The 22,780-nt window shown below is 45.7% G+C and carries 17 protein-coding genes, 1 other RNA gene and 1 pseudogene; 8 read left to right on the top strand and 11 right to left on the bottom strand.

Annotated elements, in window-relative coordinates; translation table 11 throughout:
- The first annotated feature begins 660 nt into the window (after positions 1 to 660).
- Positions 661 to 1,752 (top strand): class I SAM-dependent methyltransferase, encoded by a 1,092-nt coding sequence (locus SYNC_RS06735; RefSeq protein WP_237699173.1) that lies wholly within the window; start codon positions 661 to 663, stop codon positions 1,750 to 1,752.
- A 1,077-nt stretch (positions 1,753 to 2,829) separates the two neighbouring features.
- Here the strand turns inward: SYNC_RS06735 and SYNC_RS06725 are convergent.
- The 9 genes and pseudogenes from SYNC_RS06725 to nadA all read right to left on the bottom strand — a co-directional run bounded on the left by SYNC_RS06725 (position 2,830) and on the right by nadA (position 14,043).
- Positions 2,830 to 3,975, bottom strand: coding sequence for an acyltransferase family protein (locus tag SYNC_RS06725; protein ID WP_011619365.1), 1,146 nt, complete (start codon positions 3,973 to 3,975; stop codon positions 2,830 to 2,832).
- Positions 3,976 to 4,220: 245 nt separating this feature from the next.
- Entirely contained in the window at positions 4,221 to 4,601 is a 381-nt protein-coding gene (locus tag SYNC_RS06720) for a hypothetical protein (protein WP_041426535.1), read from the bottom strand.
- Positions 4,602 to 5,253: 652 nt separating this feature from the next.
- Positions 5,254 to 5,499, bottom strand: a pseudogene (locus SYNC_RS15025) (DUF1651 domain-containing protein); the annotation flags it as partial.
- 689 nt (positions 5,500 to 6,188) lie between these two features.
- Positions 6,189 to 6,743 (bottom strand): PAP/fibrillin family protein, encoded by a 555-nt coding sequence (locus SYNC_RS06710; RefSeq protein ID WP_011619363.1) that lies wholly within the window; start codon positions 6,741 to 6,743, stop codon positions 6,189 to 6,191.
- A complete protein-coding gene (locus tag SYNC_RS06705; RefSeq protein WP_011619362.1) occupies positions 6,743 to 7,312 on the bottom strand; it encodes a DUF427 domain-containing protein in 570 nt (189 codons plus the stop codon). The genes SYNC_RS06710 and SYNC_RS06705 overlap by 1 nt, the downstream gene beginning before the upstream one ends.
- Positions 7,313 to 7,395: 83 nt before the next feature.
- Complete coding sequence (locus SYNC_RS06700; RefSeq protein ID WP_041426533.1) at positions 7,396 to 9,840, bottom strand: ligase-associated DNA damage response DEXH box helicase; 2,445 nt, start codon at positions 9,838 to 9,840, stop codon at positions 7,396 to 7,398.
- A gap of 206 nt (positions 9,841 to 10,046) precedes the next feature.
- Positions 10,047 to 11,744: an ATP-dependent DNA ligase gene (locus SYNC_RS06695; RefSeq protein WP_011619360.1), complete on the bottom strand. Its 1,698-nt coding sequence runs from the start codon at positions 11,742 to 11,744 to the stop codon at positions 10,047 to 10,049.
- Between the two features lie 10 nt (positions 11,745 to 11,754).
- On the bottom strand, positions 11,755 to 12,732 hold the full coding sequence (locus tag SYNC_RS06690) for a ligase-associated DNA damage response exonuclease (protein WP_041426988.1): 978 nt from the start codon (positions 12,730 to 12,732) through the stop codon (positions 11,755 to 11,757).
- A 375-nt stretch (positions 12,733 to 13,107) separates the two neighbouring features.
- On the bottom strand, positions 13,108 to 14,043 hold the full coding sequence (gene nadA / locus SYNC_RS06685; protein WP_011619358.1) for a quinolinate synthase NadA: 936 nt from the start codon (positions 14,041 to 14,043) through the stop codon (positions 13,108 to 13,110).
- Between the two features lie 94 nt (positions 14,044 to 14,137).
- Between nadA and SYNC_RS06680 the strand changes: the two genes are divergently transcribed.
- The 3 genes from SYNC_RS06680 (at position 14,138) to SYNC_RS06670 (ending at position 17,093) form a co-directional block, all read left to right on the top strand.
- The gene (locus SYNC_RS06680) at positions 14,138 to 14,995 is read left to right on the top strand and encodes a TIGR04168 family protein (RefSeq protein ID WP_011619357.1); all 858 of its coding nucleotides are present in this window, start codon (positions 14,138 to 14,140) and stop codon (positions 14,993 to 14,995) included.
- The gene (locus SYNC_RS06675) at positions 14,989 to 16,077 is read left to right on the top strand and encodes a hypothetical protein (protein ID WP_011619356.1); all 1,089 of its coding nucleotides are present in this window, start codon (positions 14,989 to 14,991) and stop codon (positions 16,075 to 16,077) included. The genes SYNC_RS06680 and SYNC_RS06675 overlap by 7 nt, the downstream gene beginning before the upstream one ends.
- A gap of 272 nt (positions 16,078 to 16,349) precedes the next feature.
- Positions 16,350 to 17,093 carry a glycoside hydrolase family 104 protein gene (locus SYNC_RS06670; protein ID WP_011619355.1) on the top strand — a complete coding sequence of 248 codons (744 nt, stop codon included), beginning with the start codon at positions 16,350 to 16,352 and terminating at the stop codon, positions 17,091 to 17,093.
- A gap of 27 nt (positions 17,094 to 17,120) precedes the next feature.
- On the opposite strand, the gene SYNC_RS06665 is transcribed toward SYNC_RS06670, so the two are convergent.
- The gene (locus SYNC_RS06665) at positions 17,121 to 17,930 is read right to left on the bottom strand and encodes a TPM domain-containing protein (RefSeq protein ID WP_011619354.1); all 810 of its coding nucleotides are present in this window, start codon (positions 17,928 to 17,930) and stop codon (positions 17,121 to 17,123) included.
- 30 nt (positions 17,931 to 17,960) lie between these two features.
- Here SYNC_RS06665 and SYNC_RS06660 point away from each other — a divergent pair, with 30 nt between their 5' ends.
- Positions 17,961 to 19,223, top strand: a complete 1,263-nt coding sequence (locus SYNC_RS06660; protein ID WP_041426532.1) for a class I SAM-dependent methyltransferase — start codon at positions 17,961 to 17,963, stop codon at positions 19,221 to 19,223.
- Here the strand turns inward: SYNC_RS06660 and aroB are convergent.
- On the bottom strand, positions 19,195 to 20,328 hold the full coding sequence (gene aroB, locus SYNC_RS06655) for a 3-dehydroquinate synthase (RefSeq protein WP_011619352.1): 1,134 nt from the start codon (positions 20,326 to 20,328) through the stop codon (positions 19,195 to 19,197). The two genes, SYNC_RS06660 and aroB, sit on opposite strands and share 29 nt — an antisense overlap.
- 50 nt (positions 20,329 to 20,378) lie before the next feature.
- Between aroB and SYNC_RS06650 the strand changes: the two genes are divergently transcribed.
- The 3 genes from SYNC_RS06650 (at position 20,379) to ssrS (ending at position 22,691) form a co-directional block, all read left to right on the top strand.
- On the top strand, positions 20,379 to 21,275 hold the full coding sequence (locus tag SYNC_RS06650) for a carbohydrate ABC transporter permease (RefSeq protein ID WP_041426531.1): 897 nt from the start codon (positions 20,379 to 20,381) through the stop codon (positions 21,273 to 21,275).
- Between the two features lie 60 nt (positions 21,276 to 21,335).
- Positions 21,336 to 22,505, top strand: coding sequence for a 5-(carboxyamino)imidazole ribonucleotide synthase (locus SYNC_RS06645; RefSeq protein ID WP_011619350.1), 1,170 nt, complete (start codon positions 21,336 to 21,338; stop codon positions 22,503 to 22,505).
- A non-coding RNA gene (ssrS, locus tag SYNC_RS13620) (6S RNA) lies at positions 22,504 to 22,691 on the top strand. Before SYNC_RS06645 ends, ssrS begins: the two co-directional genes overlap by 2 nt.
- Positions 22,692 to 22,780 lie beyond the last annotated feature (89 nt).

Genomic DNA, 22,780 nt, shown 5'->3' with positions numbered 1-22,780 from the left:
AACTTATATTCTCTTAGTTCCTAAATGCCAAATGTTGATTATATGTATCGTCGAATCAACTGCACTACGGTCATGTCGTTTCTTTCCATCTCTATGGGGTCGATGATCAGCTCTTTCGTTGTTTCCTAGGCATGAATATTCCTCCCCTGACTAAAAAGATGTCTAGCAGCTCTGATCTGTCCCCAAGGAGTTGGGAACTGACGCTCTCGCAGGAAACTGAGTTCATCTCTTAGCGAGTAGCAATCTCACGGGTTGTGCCAGACGACATTACATTGGTCTTTACTTGGTACCTATGGATAGAATTGGCATACGAATTATTTCTTTCCTGTAAAAATATGATCATCTACAACATAAAGCACAAATTGCTTGATTATTTATATTCCCTTTCAAGGGCGATCATTCCAGAACGTATTCAACGGTGAGAAGAGATTAGGATGTTGGCTAGGCGAAAAGTCCTTCTCTCCTGGCGTTATTTAATGTTTATAGATCATAGACAGAATAGCTTTAGCCATAAATTATACAGAATACACAATGAATTTCATTCTATATTTTTGAATCCTGTGTTTTTTATAAAGTATTTGCCAGGCTGTATTGTTGGTTTGCGATAATGACCAAAATTATTTAATTGATGGCTTGATTTCCATCTGTTTCTAGGAGTGAATGATGCCAACTACGTCAGGAATGAAAGGGGGTGGTTATTACGATGCTAACTCGTCAGCTCAACGTTCAGCGTTGGAAGCTTTTCTGCCTTGGCTCGAAGCTTCGATTCCAGGATTAGTCATTTCATCTGATTGCCAAACACCTATAGGCATATTGGATGTTGGATCTTCTGAGGGAGGCAATGCTATCTACGCAATGAACCGCCTTATCAGTACATTACGTTGCTGTTCAAGCCAGTCGATCTGGGTGTTTTTTAATGATCTTCCCACAAATGATTTTAATCATCTTTTTTTAAATCTTTCTTGTGATGATGATGATTTAACTCTTTCGCATACAAATATCTTTCCTGGTGCTATCAGTGGAACAGCGTTTGATCGTCTTGTTCCTGATAGGACTCTACATATCTCCACAACCTTCAACGCAATCGGATGGCTTGAGAAAGAACCAGACTCAGCAATTCCACATTATATACTCCCAATGGAGCCCGGGTTATTAGCTCCACGTGATGGTGTTTATGTCACTGAGAGTGAACAAGAACCGTTCAGACTTCAAGCTGCCAATGATCTACATCGTTACTATGCCACTCGTTCCCAGGAACTTGTTACCGGTGGCAAGCTTCTTGTCCAGGTCTTTGGCAGGAATAACTGCTTCTCAACTAGCAATGGAATCTATGATGTCCTGAGTGATGCGATTCTCGACTGTGTAGAGGGGGGCCTACTTCCACGTAAAGTCTATGAGGATCTCATATTTCCAATCTATTTCCGAACGATTGAAGAATTAAGTGCTCCAATTCAAACTGATGAACATCTTTCTCAAGCCTTTCATGTGGAGAAGGCCGAAAGCCGTGAGGTTCCTGTTCCATTTAATCTTGTCTTCGCAGATACTGGTGATGAATTGATATGGGCTCGCAGTTATTGTGGTTTTTTGCGTGCTTTTACAGAAACAATTCTGGCTTCTGCGTTACCAGGCAACATGTCAATATCAAGTGCTTTAGATAAGATTTACGGACAGGTAGAACAACGGCTCGTATCCAATCCTGCTCGTTATGAGTTCCATTACATATCTGTAGGATTATTATTAACTCGTCTCTAAGCCTTTATGCGATACATTCCAAACGATTCTGAAGCTTGGGTTGAATTTATTGTTTTAGATGTACGGATGTAAGCAAAAGGCGTAACGTTTTGGCTTTCAGTTCGTAAGGCGGGGGAGAGTGACTTTCAGAGTCCATCAACCCCAGTAGTGATCGACCCACCTTTGATTTTTTGAGTGCTTGCGCCTTTCTACAGTTTCTATGACAGAGATCCGTGCCCTAGGTCACCTTGAAAACGGATCAAAACTGAGGAGTTTGGGTTCATAAAGGAGGACGGTCCTGAGAATGCGACCGTTCTTTTTTATGCTTCAATGCCAGCTCTTGAGAAGCACTCAGTCTTTACTCATGTGCGCTGCGTTTAAGTAAGCCAAAATTGAGATGTCGAAACAGTCACCGTGGGAGGAGTAAGCACCCTCCCATTTTTATGGCTCAATGGCAGTTCCCAACCCAGGATTCAACTGTTGCCATCTTTGATGCGGAAGTGAAGCCTGCTCTTCAGCGATGCAGGCTTTCCGTTTTGTCAGCGTTCTAGCGCTGTCGATAAACACCTTTGGTTGGCGACATTTTGAGAGCTCTTCCCTGTGAAACTGTTGCTGCCAATAGCCCTCTCGATTAAAAGCAAACGTTCGGGTCCCATCGCAGCACTGTAACTGGTTCAAAATTACTATTTGGCTTGTCAGGTTCCATAGCGCGACACCAAGGTGCAGGAGCGATGTCAGCAGATAAGTCAGGGATAAGAAGCCATAAAAAAAGGTCTCCTTCCACAGAGACCTCAAAAGTGAATAAAAGCCTCTTCCCAGAGGGTTTAATCGCTGATCCCGTCCAAGGAACGCTCAACACAATGTAAAGCTTTAGTAACGGTTTGTAAAGTGCCAAGGCTAGGAATTTCTAGCCTTGCCTTCTTTGGCGGCACTGTGGTCATCGCGATCATGGTCATGGCAGCTTTCGTAAACATGGCAAACGTCTAAGAGAACTCAAGCGTTCAACTTCAGGTTTGTAAGGCAAGGCCATGGGACCTTCTTGGTCCATCGAATCCAAATTGACTGTCACTGCAGCGAGCAATTCGTCGGTTTTGTGGGTCAGATCACCTTGGCAATAGCTGGTATTCGCCGCAGCTGATGGCTGAGTCCGAATGAGATCACAATCCCAAGGGCTGACGCTGCTAAGAAGATCAGCCAATGGTTGAGGCCAATGAAACCAACGGCCTCAAGCACCACTACCAGTACTAAAGGATGAATTATGTAAGCTCCAAAGCTATCGATTCCAGCATTGGCCAGCCATTGGCCGTAGCGCTGCTCATGACGCTGGAACCACAAAAGCAGATAGGCCATAACTCCCCAGCCGATGAAGAGACTTAGGAGACTCATCAACAACGAAAATTTGACGGAATGAGCTCCATCAGCCCCACCGCCAAATGCAATAACTATTCCCACCATCAGAAGGCTGAGAGCTAACACCACTGAAAAGCGAAACCACCGCACAACCAAATGGGTATCAAGACGCTCCAGCCAACGATGAAACGATGCCTTGCATCCCAAAAAAAATAGAAATGCATAAGTGAATATATGCATGCCCTGGGTTCCTAGGCCATCAAACGGTGAACGCTGCAACGCTGCCCAGAGATCAGTCTGCATCGACATCACTAACTCGATCAACGCGAGTACAACGGCACTGATCAGCCAACAACGCTGTTTAGGCATGGGCACAGAAGTATCAATGGCAAAGTGATCACCCCGCAGCCGAATCCAAGTGCAATAGATCAAATCAAAGGCGAACAGAACGACCAAAAACCAAAGCACCCCTACCTTGTTAAAAGGCAACTGATTCCAGGCAATATTGGCCAATGGACTTTCAGGCGAGAGGCGGGCCAAAATCACTGAGGCGTTATTGATTAACAGCAAGCCGACCAGGAAGGGTACGCCGATGCGTAGGAGCCGATCCTTCAGGTAGCGCGCAATGCCCTTTTTGTGCACCGAACGTGGGACAAAGTAGCCCGAAAGTAGAAACAGCATACCCATAAAGAAGGCATTGGTGGTAAACAAAAACCAGTCCGCAACCGTTTCAAACAACAGGTGCTCTGATCCTCCGTTGGGAATTAGAACGCCGAGCCATGGATAGCGTATTTCCAACGCCACATGGAAGACAATCACCAACGCGATCATCAATGCTTTGATCTGGTCAAGGAAAAGCAAACGCTTGGTATTGCTGAGCTGTTGGCTATTCATCTGGCTGTCTTCACTAGGAATCCAAAAGGCTTTCCCACAGTATGCGTGAGGGAATACCTTTTTATATATGAGCTGTCCTCCAATAGCATAAAGCTATTAAGTTTTTTATGTTCACAGTTAATGCACTTATAGAAGTAGAGAAGACTCGTGCTTCTATGAAGCAGCTACTACAGAAAGACTTCTATGCTTAGATCACAAATGATGAGCAAGCAAACTGTTTTGTCTGAAGCTGTGATTCCATAAGCCTAAAAAGAATTGCACCTAATAGTGTTGTTATTATCAATATTCCTAAGGACAAATGGCTCTTTAGGGCTATTGCCACCCTTCATTGTCCATTTTCCTCCAAGGGTGTCAATTACATCGTAGTCATAAGCTCTTCTACCAGCTACTACATAAGAATAAATTTGCGATACGCCATCCAGCCATTCAAGTTTAAACATTGGCCCATTGCCAATTTGTTTTACTCCCATCTTCTTCCCAGAATTATAAGAGCACTTAAAATAAGACACATCCTTGTTTCTTATTGATTCAAACATTTTCTTGTCGGTTTCAGCAAAAGCAGATGCTGACAATAAATGAACAAATAAGGAAATGAATAAAATCATTGAATAACTAGATTTCTTCATTCCAACCGGTAAGGCATGATGATTTACTGTATAGCATATGGTATATAGCTAATTCGAATTTACACCTAAGCATTCTTCACAGTTGATGACTGCATAGCCTGTGTTTTCGCTCAGCCTTTAGGCTCCTAAAGCAAGGACGTGTGACTTTAAGAGTGATCTCAACCTTTATTCATAGACAACATCATCAAATTGATACCAATTAATCATAATCATCTGTATCCTTTGTTTAGCAAAAATGATACACCTGTGTTGAGACTTGATAAGTCTTCACCGCCCTCTATTCTTAAGAGATAGATTGCGATTATCGATTTTCACAATTGATGTTCGACTGGATTTTTTCGTTGCTCTCAGAATTTGAACTCTTCTCAGATGAGCACATACTTCTAGCTCTGGGGCCTGTTCCTAGAGAGGCGAGAGCTGAATTAACGAAATGAATCATTCAATTCTGCTAGCTGTGACATTAGGTCATCTTCAAATCAGCAATATAGGTGCTGCTGTTCTAGTCTCTTCGTCTTTGTTATTTCTTGGTAGTTTCATTTTTGTTTCGCTCAACAACGACAATCAAGGAATGTTGACATGGATATTTGCCAAGAAGAACGATTGAACTCAAGAGAACGCTGCCAGCGTTTGAGACGCACACGATAAGTCTCTCTCAGTCTTTACTCATGTGCACTGCGTTTTGAGAAGCCAAAATTGGGATGTCGAACACAGTAGACGTGGGAGGAGTAATCACCCTCCCATTTTTATGGCTTAATGCCTGCTCCTCAGTCAGGATCCACCTGATGCCATCCATGATGAAGAGATGACGTTTGCTCTTCAGCAATGCGGGCTCACCGTTTGGCATCGTCCTACCGCTATCGATAAACAACTTTGCGTTGCAACACCATGAGACCTCATCCCTGTGGAACCGTTACTGCCAACAACCCTCTCGATCAAAGAGCTAACCCTCGGTTAAAATTGCATTACCACAGCTAGTTCAGAATTACTAGAGTTCTTCTCTGGTTGTCGGCGCAAGACATAAAAGATGCTTTGCTGGCTGTCCGAACTTGATTCCATTGGTCTTGACAACAACAAAAGCCTTTAGAGAAATCGTGGTCTCCTTCGCTGGGTTATGTGTGATTGGAGTGACAGCCTTCGTTGCTTATGAACGCTTCGGAAACGGTCAAGGTGGAGAGATCTCGTCGTATTGCAATGTGAGCAGACTTCAGGGAGGTAAATGTCAGTTCACTGTTGAAGATAATACCTCTGGTCGCCAATGCGTTGAAGTATCTCTTACAAACAAATACAACTCAAATCTAAAGAGCTCTAGTATTGTCTGTTCAGGGTTGATCGGTCCCATGGAAACAAAGAATGTTGGATATAGCATGGATATAGATACACCTTGTCCCAATAGCTGGGATGAATGTGAGTTTGATGTCACCACGAAGGAAGTGATGTAGGTATTGCTTGAAATAGAGAGCTTCCGGGCAATGGAAGAGTAGTGACAGGGAAGATGTTTCTTTGATTGTTCATACCAGTCCTTTAGGTTTGATCCTAGAGAATGCAATTCGTTGTGGTATCTTTATCAAATTTCCAAAAAAGTTCACTCTACTCAGCTACGTTTTGTGGGGAAGCAGGAATCCAGTCAGTAACTGCCAAATCTTGTCTCTTAATGAGAGCGAAACATGTTCCTGCATTCCCACGACATATCCTTAATGTCTTATTAATTGCGGTAATATCTAGCCATGCAGGAAAAGATTGATTTATAGATTTCATTAATTTAGGTCTCCATCCATTGTTTGTAGAGGGTCCAATCCAACCTCCTTTTTTGAATTGCACGCCAACTTTATTGTCTCTATTAACAGATAATTCTGCTTCAACAGCAATCATAGCAAGCGATCCAATGGGTCCATTTACACGTAGTAAATTCATGCCCTTTTTTTGTTGTGGATCAAGAACTTGTATATTTTCAAGCCAGGAGGCTTGTTTAAGCCACGGCTGGGTTGAGCTACTCCATCTCAATTCCCAAACACCTTTTAGCAGATCTGCATCACTATCAAGGTTCACCTGTGAACAGGATTCAACTTCCTGAATGAGTGAAGCAATTAAATTGCTTTTGGGATTTTTACGAAGTAGCTCAATGAGTTGTTCAGTTTGATTCATTAGAGTAATTCAGGGTGGTTTGGATCTCCTTTAAATGGACCAATTGTCCAACTTGTTACCCATCCGCCATAAAATGATCCTGGCTGTGGCTTAGCCTTCTCTCCTTCCAATAGACAGGTATCCACTAATCGAGGGTAAACAGCAATCCAGTCCGTAAGTTGCTCAAAGCGTTTGCTAGGCCTTGGATAGCTCCATCCAGCACGATGTCGCACTTCACTTCCATCAGACTTGCTCAATGTCCAGTAATCAGCTAGTCCTTTCCATTCGCAGTATGAGACGGGTCCAGAGGCTCGTTTTAGTGTTCCAATAGTGAAAGCATCTTGGTTGATATAAATGGTAGGTGGATGGAATGTTTCACACACACGGATATAATAAGTATCCTCAGCAATCACTTCAGTTCCAATTGTCACAGATACATTCCCATTAATGAGTTCGACCTTTGGCGGTCTTGGATAATCTGATACATGCTCTTTGGGTAGCATTCGAATATGCATTTTCACTAAGTTTAGACGGCAGCAGGTGATACCGTTGACCGCTTCATTGATTATTGATAATTTGACGTCTATCATCTATACATTTTGATAATTTAAATTGCACTTGGGCTCGAATACTATTGGCTAACGGCAAATATTATCTCCTTAGAGTTGTTTCCTTAGTATTCATGTTTTAATGCCTCATTTTGCATTCTAGTTATTCTCTCTAGTACAGATTCATTGCTCATTCTATTTCGCAATCTTTCCACTAAAAGAGGGAAAGCCAATGGTCCTGGTCTTTGTATTTCACTATGAATGATATTACCTGTTCTCATTCGTTTTAATGCTTTTTTCAAACGTAACATTTCCAGTTGATCATGGAGAACTTCATATCGTGCCTGCTTTAGTAGCAAATTATCGGGCTCATGCTTTCTAAATACATCCCATAGAAGTGAGCTACTAATCTGAAGTTGACCACTACTTTTACTTTTGCCCGGATACCCTTGTACCATTAAACCGGACACTTGAGCGATACTTCTAAAGCGCCGTTTGCACAGTTCTGATAAGTTCAATGCATTCTCAAGATCAGATTCTAAATTTACATCTTCTAGTAGATGTTCTAAAATTTCAGTAAAGTGACTTGTTAATGGATATGTTTTGGGAGCTAATAGCTCAAAGCCATAATCATTCACTGATACCGTGATTGTACTTGTTTGCTTTTTAGTAAACCGAGATGCCCATAGAAATCCAAGGCCTTCGTGTACAAAACGTCCCTCAAACGGATAAGCGAATAAATGCTGCCCTTCCTTTGTTACGCAGGTTTCAATTAATAGTTCATTTTGTTTAGGCAGAATTGATAAGTCTTGTTGTCGGTCTAGAAGTGGTTTTAGTGCTAATAACTCTGCTGTATCGAGAATATGTTTTGATGCTAATTCTACTTCATCTCTCAACTTTGTAGTTAATAGATCAGACAAGGCCATTTGCCCTCCTGCCCACGCAGGCACAGTTTTGCTTTTCCGAGTGGATACTTTTACATAAGCTGTCATATCCTTTATCCTTATAAGTTCTAATTGACGTCCTGCAAAAAAGAAAACATCTTTAGGGTTCAATTGGCTGATAAAGTTTTCCTCTACATGTCCAAGGATGGCTCCGCGACTAAAACGAACCCGTATTGATGGTGCAGAGGTGATCGTACCAATATTTAGCTTATGAAGGCGTGATATAGATTTTTCCCGAACGAAAAACCTCTCAGCATGTGGGTTCCATTCAATTTTTCGATACCTTGAATACGCATTCAAACAACTACCTCCTTTTTCTAAAAATAGTAGACACCATTTCCACTCTTCATTGGTAATGGATTTAAAGCTAGCAGTTCCGCGAATTGCTATAAGAGTTTCTTTTGGATTAAAGCCAGGTCCACATGCCAAAGTCGTTAGGTGTTGCAGTAGAACATCGAGTGGTTTATGGGGTGGTTTTCTTGTCTCTATCAAGTCGTTGTCCAGTCCACGACGCAAGGCACTAAGTTCCAGTAGCTCAAGTGCATTTGTCGGCATAAACAAGACTTGCGATGTTCCACCTGGACAATGAGCCGATCGACCTGCCCTTTGCAGAAGTCTTGCAATATTTTTTGGACTACCTATTTGCACCACTCTTTCTACGGGCTGGAAATCAACGCCTAGGTCTAAGGAACTTGTGCAGACAACCCATCGGAGCTGTCCATTTTTCATCCGTTCTTCAATACATTCTCGTTCGGCTCTATCAATAGCGCTGTGATGTAGCGCTAATGCTTCTTCCATTTCTGGACATGCAAATCTCAAGCATTGATACCATCTCTCTGATTGATTTCGTGTATTTGTAAATAGTAAAGTGCTTTTATTAACATCTAATACTTCAATTAGATTCTCGTACATTCTTAGCCCAAGATGTCCAGCCCATGGAAATCCATTGATATTATCAGGAATGATACTTTTAATATTTGTAGAACGTTTTTGTGCTTCATTGATCAATTTCCCTTTAGTTCTTATACCTAATGCATGTTCTGATGCTTGATCAGTATTTCCAATTGTGGCACTCAAAGCCCATGTCTGAAGAATTGGTTTTTGCATCCGTAGCCAACTGAGTGCTAGCTCAGTTTGTGTTCCTCGCTTACTTCCTATTAATTCATGCCACTCATCAAGAATCACAGATTCGAGATTCTCAAAAAGTTCTGTTACCTTCGGATTACCTAACAACACACAAAGTGATTCAGGTGTTGTGACTAAAATCTGAGGTGGGTTTTTAAGTTGTTTCATTCTTTCTGCGTTTGTTGTATCTCCATTTCTAGTTCCAACTCGAATTGGCCAACCCATTGCTTCAATAGGTTCCCTTATGGCTATTGTCAGGTCACGACTTAGAGCTCTTAATGGTGTGATGTATAAGAGTCGTATTCCATTGTTGTGTGTCTTGTCTGAAAGGATTCGTGCGATTGGTCCCATCACAGCTGCAAATGTCTTGCCTGCTCCAGTTGGGACTTGAATCAGTCCGCTTGCCCCTTCTAGATAAGCATTCCAGCTAGACCTTTGAAACTGTGAGGGTTCCCATCCTTGTTGCTTAAACCAGGATTCAATTTGTCTAAGACTCTCCATCTTCAATCTGGCTTACTATTCTTCCAGAGAGCTTTATTTCCTGAAACCCTTACCAGATATGTTTTAGGTTTCAAGAAATACTTAAATAGATTGAGTACATGCCTGATTTGTTTGCTTATTCCAAATACAAAAAGATCGCTAAAGCCCAGTGAGCCTGAATTGCTTGTTTTATTAGAATAATATGGCCTTTTGTACGATGATGCCATTTAATCTCTCTTGCATAGAGCTTGTGCCTGTTCAAGGCAATCTGCCTCTTCAGCTATCTTATCGACTCTCCATCGGCGAATTCTAGGGAATCGAACTGCTAGTCCGCTTTTGTGTCGTTTCGATTCCATGACACCTTCAAAGGCAATTTCAAAGACCTGCTTTTGTTCCACCATACGTGTTGGTCCAAATCGTTCTTTTGTATTTTTTCTGATCCATCGATCTAGATGTTCAATTTCATTATTATCAAGTCCTGAGTATGCCTTTGCAAATGTCACGAGTTTCCTAGGCCCTATAGCTGTGTTTGGTGTATCCCATAATGCAAAGGTGTAGTCTGTGAATAGATTTGCTCTTTTTCCCGTCCCTGCTTGAGCATAGATTAATACAACATCTAATGTCATTGGATCATGTTTGTATTTCCACCAATTACCTCTTTTTCTTCCCGATAGATAGATCGAATCTATTTTCTTAATCATTAAACCCTCAGCACCCTCTTTAATTGTCTCATCTCTTGTTTTACTTAACTGATCCCAATTAGTAATCTTCTTTCCTTCACTTATGATTAGGTCATTATGATTGTGATTCTTATGAATCACTTCTAATAAGTTTATCCTTTGCCTCAGTTCTATGTTTCTTTGATCTTTACTCTCGTTCTCTATCAAATCGTAGGCAATAAATTTTACAGGATATTCTCTTAACATTGTCTTGGTAACTCTTTTTCGCCCAATTCTTCGCTGTAACGATGCGAAAGTCATTGGTTGTTTTGATCCATCTCTCCAGCAAAGTAATTCACCGTCAAGTACGGTTCCAATTGGCAGGTTTTCTGCCATATTTATGATTTCTGGAAACGATTCATTGATCAGCTCTTCCCCTCTACTCCATAGATAGATACCATTTTCTCTTCGTATTAATTGTCCTCTTATGCCATCCCACTTGCATTCTAGTCTCCAGTCATTTATAGGTGTCTCTTTCAACTTTATAAGGTTTACAGGACTTGCTAGATAAAATGGATAGGGAATTGCTCCACGATCAGATTGATTCTGCATAGGTGGTTTGACAAGGTCCTGAAACCACTTTTTTGTTATATTTTCTGACTTCATAAGTCGCTCCAGTATTGTGCTTTCATTAAGTTCGTAGGCTCTTGCAATACTCTTGACCACAAGCCCCTTTGACACCCCTATACGAAATCCTCCAGTTATAAGCTTGTTGAGAAGATAATGGTTATCATCTGGAATTTTCATCCATAACTCAATCACAGCATTCCTTTGTTCAGTCTCAGTTTTGTTTTTTAATGAAGGAAGTAATGTTTCCATCCACCAGTGAAGTGGTTTTGCTGTTTTTGTCATTGTATACAGTAGTTCATCGTTTTCTGATTTTTTAGGTGTTTTGTTCGTATTTTCTTCTTTTATTTGTGGCCATAATAAACTTATTGTTTCAGCGGAATCTCCTACCTGAGCAAAGCAATCATCGAATAACCATGAGGGCATACTTGTACTAGCCTGAAGTATTTCTCTAAGCTTTTTCCCTGTTATTAGTCTTTTCTGTCCTTGATTCATCAGAAGGCTAAGGGTCCAACATCCATCACATGGATCAATGTTGCGAATAAATTCTGAAATTAGATCGATCTTTTTATTGCTTCCACTGCTCTGATCAATTGCCGTGATCAGTTCACCAAATTGTTTTAAGTTTACTTGATTCATTTCTTATATCTTACCCTAACTTTTCTAGTGGATAGGCTTCTAATCCTTCCAACTCACTTAAATATCTAGCTAATACATCATCTTGTCCGTGGGTGACATAGACCTTTTTTGCTTTGCTCTCTTTTATTGTTCTTATCAAACCTTGCCAATCTGCATGATCACTTAGTACAAAACCACGCTCATATCCTCTCCTTCTTCTCGCACCTCTGACTGCCATCCATCCTGATGCAAAGGCTGTTTGTGGTTCTTTAAATCGTTTCATCCATACCGTTCGATATGCAGATGGTGGCGCGATGATTAAGCGTCCCTTCATTGGATCTTTACGAGAAAATTCGCTCACAGGTTTTGTAGGACACATGTCAACTCCAGCCTCTCGGTAATGCTTCGTAATGGTCTCAACTGCTCCATGTAGGAGAACTTCATCCATAACGCCCAGTGATTTCAGTTCAGCGAGTACCCGCTGCGCTTTACCAAATGCGTAACAGAAGAGTAATGATGGTTGTTCCTTCGCTGTACTCCACCATTCATAGATATCTCTCGCAACTTCCTTGCCTGACTGCCAATGATAGATCGGTAGGCCAAATGTTGATTCTGTGATCAGTACATCACATTTAACGGATTCGAACGGTTCACAGCTTGGGTCTTCGCAGCGTTTGTAATCACCAGTGACGAGCCATACCTCATCTTCTACTTCGATACGAATTTGTGCACTTCCTAAGACATGTCCTGCGCTATGTAACGACAATTTTGCTTTCCCCAGTGCGAATTCTTCTCTATAGGCCATCGAGTTGAGCTCGATGTCTCTTCCAAGTCGTTGTCGAAGTACGCCTTCAGACTGATTATTGGCCCAATATTCACCACATCCTGGTTTGGCGTGATCAGCATGAGCATGAGTGATTATTGCCCGTTTTACGGGGCGATTTGGATCAATCCATGCATCTGCTGCTGGGCAATACAAACCTTGGTTGTGGCGTTGCAAAACCGACATCAGCTCATTTTGTCGTAACTTTCTTCTGAACGTGGCCCTATTTACAATTGGCTTTGCATTAAGTGTTTCGCGTTTCAATTTTACATTCTCATTTTCAGCTTTATCTTTTTCCTGTGGATGTAGTTTAGATTGTTCTTTTTTCTGTGTTGCTCATTTGTTCATGTACAATGCTTTGAGATTTGAGCAGCAACATACTTACAGTGAATAGTTTTTTATTTTGTATCTTGTTTTTGAGTATATTGTACAACAATTTAATCCCGATTCTGGGTTAAAGCTTGGGTTGGCAAGGTATTGGCTTGGGGTAATTCTCAATAGTTTCTTGCAATTTTTTTAATTCTCCGGGTTTTGACGCTTTGTTTGCATTTTAACAATAAGCTATTTGCTCATTTGAAGCATTCGTTGAATTGGCTCCAATGCTTTCACTCTAATTTCTTCGTCCATCTCGATTCTTGGCTCTAGTGTTTCGAGACACTGCCAAAGTTTTTCAAGAGTATTCATTCGCATGTATGGGCATGTATTACAGCTACATCCGTCAAGTCCTGGCACATCAATAAAAGTTTTACTCGGAACCATTTTTTGCATTTGATGCAATATACCCGGCTCAGTGAGTACGATATATGTTGATGCAGCGCTCGTCTGTGCGTGCAATAATAATTTGCTTGTTGAACCGATGAAATCAGCCAGATCAAGAAGGTTTTCCATGCACTCAGGGTGAGCAATTACTTCAGCATCTGGATGCTTGAGCTTAAGCTTTAACAATGCTTCTTCGCTAAAAGTTTCATGAACAATGCATCGTCCCGGCCATAAAGTAAGTTCGCGACCACTTTGTTGTTGTACCCATCGCCCCAGGTTTTGATCCGGGGCAAATAGGATTGGTTGATTAGATGGAAGTTGGTTAACCAAATCTACCGCGTTGCTACTCGTGCAGATCAAGTCACTTTGGGCTTTTACTGCTGCAGTGCAGTTGATATAACTTACAACAAAATGTTCAGGATGATTGGCCCTGAAGGCTTTGAATTGATCGGCTGGACAATCATCTGCGAGTGAACAGCCTGCTTCGGTATCAGGTAGCAGAACAATTTTCTCCGGACTTAATATTTTTGCCGTTTCTGCCATGAAATGTACTCCGCAAAACACGATGACATCCGCATCTGTGCTTGCGGCTTTACGTGAAAGCTCTAACGAATCACCAATGAAATCAGCGATGTCTTGTATTTCAGGCTCCTGGTAATAGTGCGCCAAAACAACTGCGTTGCGTTCGCTTCGAAGCTGGTTGATTGCCCTGACGAGATCATCGGGAGTTTCTTTCATGATCCTGATCTCTAGACCTGTCTCGGTGTTGATTGCGGACATTCTGGCCACATCGGGCAGGATGTCCAAAGCCTAGGCACCACTCCTGACCCGATTGCGCCTCGCCATTGCCGGAGACCTTCACGGTGATTGGACCTCGAACGACGAGCAACTGCTCGATCAACTGAAGCCTGATGCCTTGTTGTTTGTTGGGGACCTAAGTGACGGTGATCTTCGCTTAGTCAAAGCAATCACCCGCCTGAAACTTCCCTGTGCTGTGATTCTGGGCAACCACGATCGAGGCAGAGATCGCAGTGGTGAGAGGCTGAGACAGCAGCTTTCCATGTTGGGCGATCTTGACTGTTCATGGAGGATGCGTAACTGGTCCTCTCCGGCCGTTGCGATTGTTGGTGCCCGTCCCTGCAGTTCAGGAGGCGGTTTCCACCTATCTGAAGCTGTTCAAAGTGTGTTCGGACCAGTCACCGAAGAGGAGTCGGTAAACCGGATCGTTCAAGCCGCGTCTGGCGCTCCCGAATCTTGGCCACTTGTTCTTCTAGCCCACAGTGGTCCCACTGGTCTCGGATCCGACGCCTCGAGCATCTGTGGTCGCGATTGGAAGCATCCCCACATCGACTGGGGGGATCGAGACCTTGCAATCGCTGTAGAGACCTTGCGCCCCCGGCGAGCTGCTGATCTCGTGGTCTTCGGTCATATGCATCACAGCCTCAGAGGTGGAAAAGGAGAACGCCTGACCTTCCATCGCGATCGCTACGGCACCGCCTATGTCAATGCGGCTTGCGTTCCCCGCTCTGGATCTGATGAGTCTGGACAGACCTTGATTCACTTCACCTGGGTTGAATTTGAGGGGCGTCATCTCAGCCTTGTCAGCCATCGCTGGTTTCATCTGAATGGAACGCTCGCCTATGAACAAACATTGTTGCGACAGCCGACTCAAAGCTTGACGCCATGCTGATTTATGTGTGTCTAAGCACTCATGGTTTTGGTCATGCTGCGCGGCAAGCAACTGTTTTAAGTGCGTTGCATCGGCTTCAGCCAACCTGGAGGCTTGTCGTCAGCTCCCTTGTCTCTGCCGATTTCCTCAAGCTGGTTTTTGGAGATGTACCCGTAGAACATCGTTCAGTCGGTTGGGATGTGGGAATGATCCAAGCCGATGCACTGGGCGTTGATCACGAGAAAACGTTGAGCTGCTTGAAGGCTCTCGACAGCTCTCTTCCACAACGTGTTGACAAAGAGGCTGCCTGGATTGCCAAGCAAAAAACACCTGTTCTGGTTGTCGGTGACATTCCACCGTCCGCAGCAGTTCTTGCTGAACGGCTTGGAGCTCCATTGGTATGGATGGGTAACTTCGGTTGGGATGACATTTATGAGCCTCTTGGTGCGCTCTTCTCCGAGTTTGCACTTGCTGCAAGAGCTCACTATCAAACGGGTGATCTGCTCTTGCGCTGTCCTTTCTCACTCGCGATGGAGTGGGGTTTAAAAGAGCAAGAGTTGGGTGTCACGGTTTCTGCTTTGCGAGAGCTTCCAAGCCAATTGCTTCATCACTTGGAACAGATTCATCATCCGCTTGTGCTTGTTGGGTTTGGGGGCCTAGGTGTTGCCATCGATCCTGCCTTGTTTCGTCTCTGGCCCAATCATCATTTTCTGATGCCAGCTCCGGTGGCGCCCCATCTTCGCGTCCGCTTTCAATCTGAAATCAATGTCACTCTTTTGCCTGAAAGTGTTCGCCCTTTTGATGTCATGCCCTATTGCGACCGGCACTTAGGCAAGCCTGGTTACAGCACCTTCTGCGAGGCATTAAGCCAAGAACTGGGTATGCATGTCGTGGAGCGTGATGGCTTCGCCGAAGCTCCCGTACTCATGGATGGTCTCCGTCGTTATGGAAATCACAGGATCCTGAGCCGCGAGGCTTTCGCTCAAGGTCAATGGGGATTGGACAAGCAACTGGTCAAAGCCATCCATCCAATGACGTCAAAGCATGGCGCTGAAGAGGCTGCAAAGGCTTTGGCCTTGGTTGCATCGAGCACTGTTCAGTAGGGCTGATTGCTTCAATTAATTTTTTTAATCTCAGCCGAGACGCCACCCCTGCTCTGGCTTTGACGCACTTTGCGTCCCACCTGAGTCTTATCAGGCTTTAGAGACAATTACTCATCTGGCACATCAGCTCTTGGGCTTCGTGAGCCTGTTCGTTAAAGTTCCACCCATTGAGCTCGATACGTTCAATTTCGTTCTTGTCTGATATTTCGATCGCCGTCTACTGAGCGGCTTGTTGATCACCTCCTCCGGTCAATTTTTTCTCTCTTTCACGTATGTCTTTTCTTGCGAAAACTGTCTGTCGTTTCCTTCCAGCGGCTCTCGCAAGTTGTGCTCCTGTTTTTATTTCGTTTGAGGCAGTTCAAGCCTCCGTTGCTGCGCTTCCAACGCTTCAAGTTTCCCGCTCTGGTCTGATCACATCTCCAGAACAGTCTCAAACGAGTGCTCTCCCTTACATCATCACTCCTGAACGTCGTGCGCTTCTGAATACGATTCGCTTCGCCGAGGGAACTTGGAAAAACGGTCACGATGTGGGCTACCGCGTGATGTTTGGCGGAAGTTTGATGCGCTCGATGGATCGTCACCCCGATCGCGTGATTTATTCCTCTCGTTATGCGAGTGCTGCTGCTGGTGCTTATCAGTTCATGCCTTTCACATGGGATCTGGTCAAGCGCAGTTTGGGGGTTAGGGGTTTTGGGCCAGAAGTTCAAGATCAAGGCGCCCTGTTTTTAGTCCAAAGGCGTAAAGCCTTGAGGCTCACCGACGTGGGTGTCATGACACCTCAGCTTGCGGCGAAGCTTGCACCAGAGTGGGCTTCATTCCCCACCCTTCGAGGCCGGAGCTACTACGGCCAACCAGTTAAACGTTTTGCCAATCTTCAGTCGTTTTACAAGGTCAATTTGAGCCAGCTACGTCAGATCAGAGATCAACGTCAGGAAGCACTCAGTGAAGAGTCGGGTAGCCAAGGAATTAAGGCACCCGTTTGCACCGGTCCAAAGATTCTTTGTGGGATGCCCTGAGCAGAAACCTGGCCGAAAGGATCCGAATTAGTTCTCTGACTCTTCTGCCAAATTTCTTCCCACTGTTGCTTGTGCGATCAGATAAGCGCCCACCATTCCTCCAATGAATCCCATGCCGTTCCGAATCAGCGGCAAAAGATCGCTGGTACGGGTGACCACAGGTGCGATCCCAAACACTCCAAACAACATCACCCATAGGGGAGACAGCAAAAGAACCCAAGCCCAGGCGATGCGTTCACCTTGTTTACGTGGATAGGCGGCAAATCCCGCGATTAATCCACCCAGCACAGATGTAGCCAAAGTTAAAAGCCATTGCTCCTGTGGTAAACCCGGAACGAATTGACAACCTCCCCGGTCAAGACAGAGCTCTACTGCCCCAACCGTTGCCAGGATTGAACCGTCCTCGCCATTGTCGCGGACGTAATACTGATTCCCATAACGGGTTTGGAGCTCCACCCACCAGGTGCGTGGCATTAAGGCAAAAAAGGCATCCCCCACGTTGAAATTGAGCAGGTTGCCGCCGCGAGGATCTCCGACAATTAACAAACTTCGTTCATCGAGACCCCAAAACTCTTTGATGGCGAGTCCAGGAGTCTTTTCATATTGGGTGAGAACTCTCAGTTTCCATCCGCTGCGTTCTTCAAAAGCATCCAGCGATGTTTCCAGCTCCTTGAGTTGATTGTCACTGAAGGCTCGAGCCAGATCGATCACTGGCGTTGGATGGTCTGGTAGCAGCTCTGGGTTGTCGATCGCCTGCACAGGACTTGCGACTAGGAGCAACAGAAATAAGCTGAACAGCGGGAACAAGAATCGTGTGAAGCGCGGTTGTGTTCCCATAGCTCTGTTGCATTACAGGCATTCTCCTCAATGACAGGCCCTGCTGCGCCCTGCCCTTTATGGCTTCAACAGCGTTTTGATCAATCAGGAGGTTCCGTTCCCTTCTCCCAGTTCATGGCCTGGGCCCTACATGACCCCGAGCACGGGGCCTATGGCAGTGGCCAGCTGAAGATTGGTAAGGGTGGTGATTTTGTGACGTCTGCAACTCTCGGACCTGATTTTTCAGCCTTGTTGGGTTGTCAACTGGTCCAGTGGGTGCGAACTCTCGCTCTGAACTACCCAACAGAAACCCTCTCCATCGTTGAAGTTGGTCCTGGAGAAGGGGAGTTGAGTTGTGATCTCATCGATCATTTGGCCGAGCATCTTCCTGACCTGATGCATCGCCTTGAGCTGGTTTTGGTTGAAACGAATCCTGGGATGGAACAGCGTCAACGCAATCGTCTGAAGCAGCACCAGGTTTCTCAACAGGCTCAACCACTCTTTCCGCAACGCTGGACTTCCTTGTCAGATCTCAAGGCAAAACCGGTGATTGGTGTCTTGATTGCTCATGAGCTCCTCGATGCCTTTCCGGTGGAACGCCTTGAATTGATCGATGGACAACTTCGTCGTCAGACCGTTCAATTCCAGCAAGAACATGTTGGTGGTGGAGATCTGCACTGGGGAACGGAACCCATCCCGCAATCGCTTCAAGAGCGGATGAATGCAACGCTCTCAGCAACGCAGATTGCCTTGCCTCCACCGGATGCGGAGGATGGTTGGACAACGGAATGGCATGACGCATGCGCCAGTTGGTTCGCTGAAGCGTCTGAGGCTTTAATCGCCGGTCATCTTCTTGTTGTCGACTACGTCCTTGAGGCTCATCGCTATTACTCCGCTCGACGCAGAGAGGGGACGCTCATGGCCTATCGAAACCAACGGGCCAGTAGCAGTGTCTTGGTGGATGCAGGACAGCAAGACCTCACGGCCCATCTGTGTCTTGAGACCATGGTCCATCAAGCCACAACCAATGGTTGGTCCCTGGAAGGGCAGTGTCGCCAGGGTGAGGCTCTACTCGCCTTAGGCCTTGCTGAACGCTTCAGCAGTCTTCAACAGCTTCCTGGCAGCCAACTCGCTGAGGTGTTGCAACGTCGTGAAGCACTCCTACGTCTCGTGGATCCTGCCTGCCTTGGTGAGTTCCGATGGCTGTCGTTCCTCCGATTCAACCCTTTGGTACCCAGAAACGGAACCGGGGAACGGAGTCAATTCCTTCAAGAACCGACTGGCATCAACGCATTGACGCCAAGCATGCTCTGATTTCCTCATGGGTTACGTCGTCCACGATCGACACAACACCGATGCTTGACGGCAACACAAAGCGAAGACGACCATTACGGACTTTTTTGTCGCCCTGAAGTGTCTTTAAGACCAAATCTGGATTGAGATCAGGCCATTGGCTAGGCAATCCAGCGCTTTTGATCAAACGTGTTTGTCGTTCCGCATCGGATTGGGCCATCACACCGCGCTGCACGGCAAGTGCAGCCACTGCCACCATCCCAATTGCCACAGCTTCACCATGGAGCCAGGTGCCGTATCCGGTCAGTGTTTCGACCACATGACCAAACGTATGGCCGTAATTGAGGATGGCCCTTTGACCACCTTCTTTTTCATCAGCAGCTACAACATCTGCCTTGGCTTGGGCAGAACGTTCGAGCATCGTTGCCAGCAACTCTTTTGAAATCGAAAGAGGGCTGTCAAAGCTGACGGATCGTTCGAGCAATTCGAACAGATCTGAATCTCCGATGACGCCGTATTTGATGACCTCAGCAAGACCAGCCCTAAATTCCCGCGCGGGAAGGGTTTGAAGTGTATCTGGATCAATCATGACCAGCCGGGGCTGGTGGAAGGCGCCGATCAGATTTTTACCGCTTGGATGGTTGACACCAGTTTTTCCGCCAATCGCGGCATCCACCATGGCCAACAACGTTGTAGGGACCTGAACGACGCCGATTCCACGCAACCAGCAAGCCGCGGCAAAACCCGTCATGTCACCCACAATCCCACCACCTAAAGCGAGCATGAGTGACTGGCGCTCTAACCCTTTCTCTTTTGCTGCATCAAGGATCGTGCTGAAGGTGTTCAATGTTTTCTGCTCTTCACCCGCGGGGATCGTGAGCAAAGTGGATTGAAATCCCGCCTGTTCGAGGCTGTTAAGACAACGGCTTCCGTAGTGCGTAGCAACATCTGCATTGCTAACCACCAGAATTTTTGTGTGTTCGCGAATCCCGAGTCGAAGCAATTCAGTGCCGAGATGGTCGATCCCGCCCGCTGTGATCACAACGTCATAGGGATTGCGTTCGAGTGCAACGCTGAGACGTCTTAACTCTGCCGATGCTGTTGTACTCGGTTGGGATTGGATCATGCCGCCCGCTGTGACGGATCTATTCTCCTTCAAACCATCTGGCGCTGGTGATGGCTCTGCCTTCGATGTCCAAACAGCGGTCCACGCTCATTGCTTGGGGATTTTTAGCTCCTGCTCTGATTCTTCTGAGCCTTTCCGTTTTAGTTCCGGCATTCATGGCTCTGGTGATTAGTTTCACGCAAACAGGCCTAGACGTTACCGAACCCCTTAAATTCATCGGCTTCGCCAATTTTCAGCGACTACTCGGTGATCCAATGTTTTATCAGGTGCTTGGTACCACTCTGATTTACTTATTCGGCGTTGTTCCACCCATTGTGATCGGCGCCCTAACCCTGGCGGTTCTTGTCAATCGAATCCTTCCAGGAGTGCATTTCCTGCGCGCTGCTTTCTACACGCCAGTGTTGGTATCGATTGTTGTTGCTGCCATCGCCTTTCGATGGCTCTATGCCGAAAACGGATTAATTAACGGTTGGCTTGGTGCTTTGTTTGGTCAGGGGTTTATCCCCATTGATTTTTTAACCAATCCATTTTTGGCACTTCCCTCAGTGATGCTCGTCACCCTTTGGAAAGGTTTGGGGTATTACATGGTGATCTTTCTGGGAGGTCTGCAAGGAATCCCGAAAGAGCTTTATGAAGCCGCTGAGCTGGATGGAAGTGAAGGTTGGCGGAAGCATGTCGACATCACGTTGCCGTTGCTCCGTCCGTACGTGACCCTTGTGGCAGTGATCTCGGCGATTGCTGCAACCAAGGTGTTTGAGGAGGTCTTTCTGATGACACAGGGAGGTCCTGCAGACTCCACACGCACCCTCGTTTATTACGTCTATGACCAGGCGTTTGCAGAACTAGAGATCAGTTATGCCTGCACGGTTGGCCTCGCGTTATTCCTACTGGTTTTGTTGCTGACAGCCATTCGACTTGCGTTCGGAGGAGAACGAAGCCTGATTTAGGTCTGCCAGCATTGCTACTAGGAGAGAATGGCAAGCTTCCCTCACACCAATCTGTAACGGATGCCCAGCGTTGACAACACAATTGGTGTAATCGGTGGCGGGCAACTTGCCCTGATGCTCGGTGAAGCAGCGCAAACACGAGGTTTGACGCTTGCGGTTCAAGCGTCAAAAGCTGAAGACCCTGCTGCCTCCCTGGCGAAGGATCTAGTGATCGCTGGATCCACAGATGCCCGTGCAACGAGGGAGCTTTCAACGTACTGCGCCGGCATTACCTTCGAAAATGAATGGGTTGCTGTTGATGCATTGATGCCTCTTGAGCGACAGGGAGTGCAATTCACTCCATCACTAGCCAGCTTGGTTCCTCTCGTTAATAAGTTGTCCCAGCGACGGCTTCTCGACGATCTGTTAATCCCAAGTCCAGAATGGATTTCATTAGCTGAGCTCAATCCTGGATCGCCATCCTTACCGAGCGGATGGACTTTTCCTGTCATGGCGAAGGCTGCCTATGGCGGTTATGACGGCAAAGGCACACGAGTTGTAAAAGATCTGAACGGCTTGGCTCAGTTGCTTCGCAACGTCGATGCCAATGAGTGGTTAATCGAAGCCTGGGTTTCCTACGAGCAGGAACTTGCTCTCGTTGTCAGCCGAGATTCAAAAGGGCGAATCCGAAGCCTTCCCTTAGCTGAAACGCATCAGAAAAACCAAGTTTGTGACTGGGTGATTGCGCCGGCAGCAGTGAGTCAACTCGTCGAGGCAACGGCTTACAACATTGCAGCTTCACTTCTTACAAAGCTTAGTTATGTGGGGGTGATGACTTTGGAGTTTTTCTATGGATCGTCAGGTTTATTTGTCAATGAAGTAGCGCCTAGAACACATAATTCAGGGCATTTTTCAATTGAGGCTTGTTCAAGTAGTCAATTTGATCAACAACTCTGTATTGCGGCAGGTCTGGATGTACCCAATCCAGATCTGATTGCAGATGGCTCCTTGATGGTCAATCTGCTTGGTCTAAGTCAAGACCATGCAGAACCGCTTGAAGAACGTCTTGCCAAACTCCGCTCGATGAAGGAGTTGCATTTGCATTGGTACGGAAAAGATGAAATCCCGGGACGCAAATTGGGGCATGTCACCACCCTGCTCAAGGGCCATAGCGCTGCTGAACGGGCCGAGATTGGACAGCAAATGCTGCAAAGCATTCGTGAAATCTGGCCTCTTCCCCTAAATTGGTAGAGAACTGCTGTGTTGGTGACAGCCTTTCTCTAGTGCTCTGATCTGACTCTCTTTCGACATGGGGTGACTGTCGTGCTGGTGCCGTAAACCGGTCTCGTAACCGGAAACGAATCCTCTCGAAATCTTTCGCCCCTTCTGGTAACTCCAGGTCGACCACAGATTGGCGCACGGCATGGTGGTTCAACCCAATGGGTTCAACGGGGCTCAGCTGGCGCCAAATCAGCTAATCCACCCACGTTTATACCTACAAAGCGGAAAAGCGGGATAGGGCGAGT

This window comes from Synechococcus sp. CC9311 (assembly GCF_000014585.1).
Lineage (GTDB): Bacteria > Cyanobacteriota > Cyanobacteriia > PCC-6307 > Cyanobiaceae > Synechococcus_C.
Note: the sequence above shows the minus strand (reverse complement) of the source record. Positions and strands in the feature narration are given on the sequence as shown.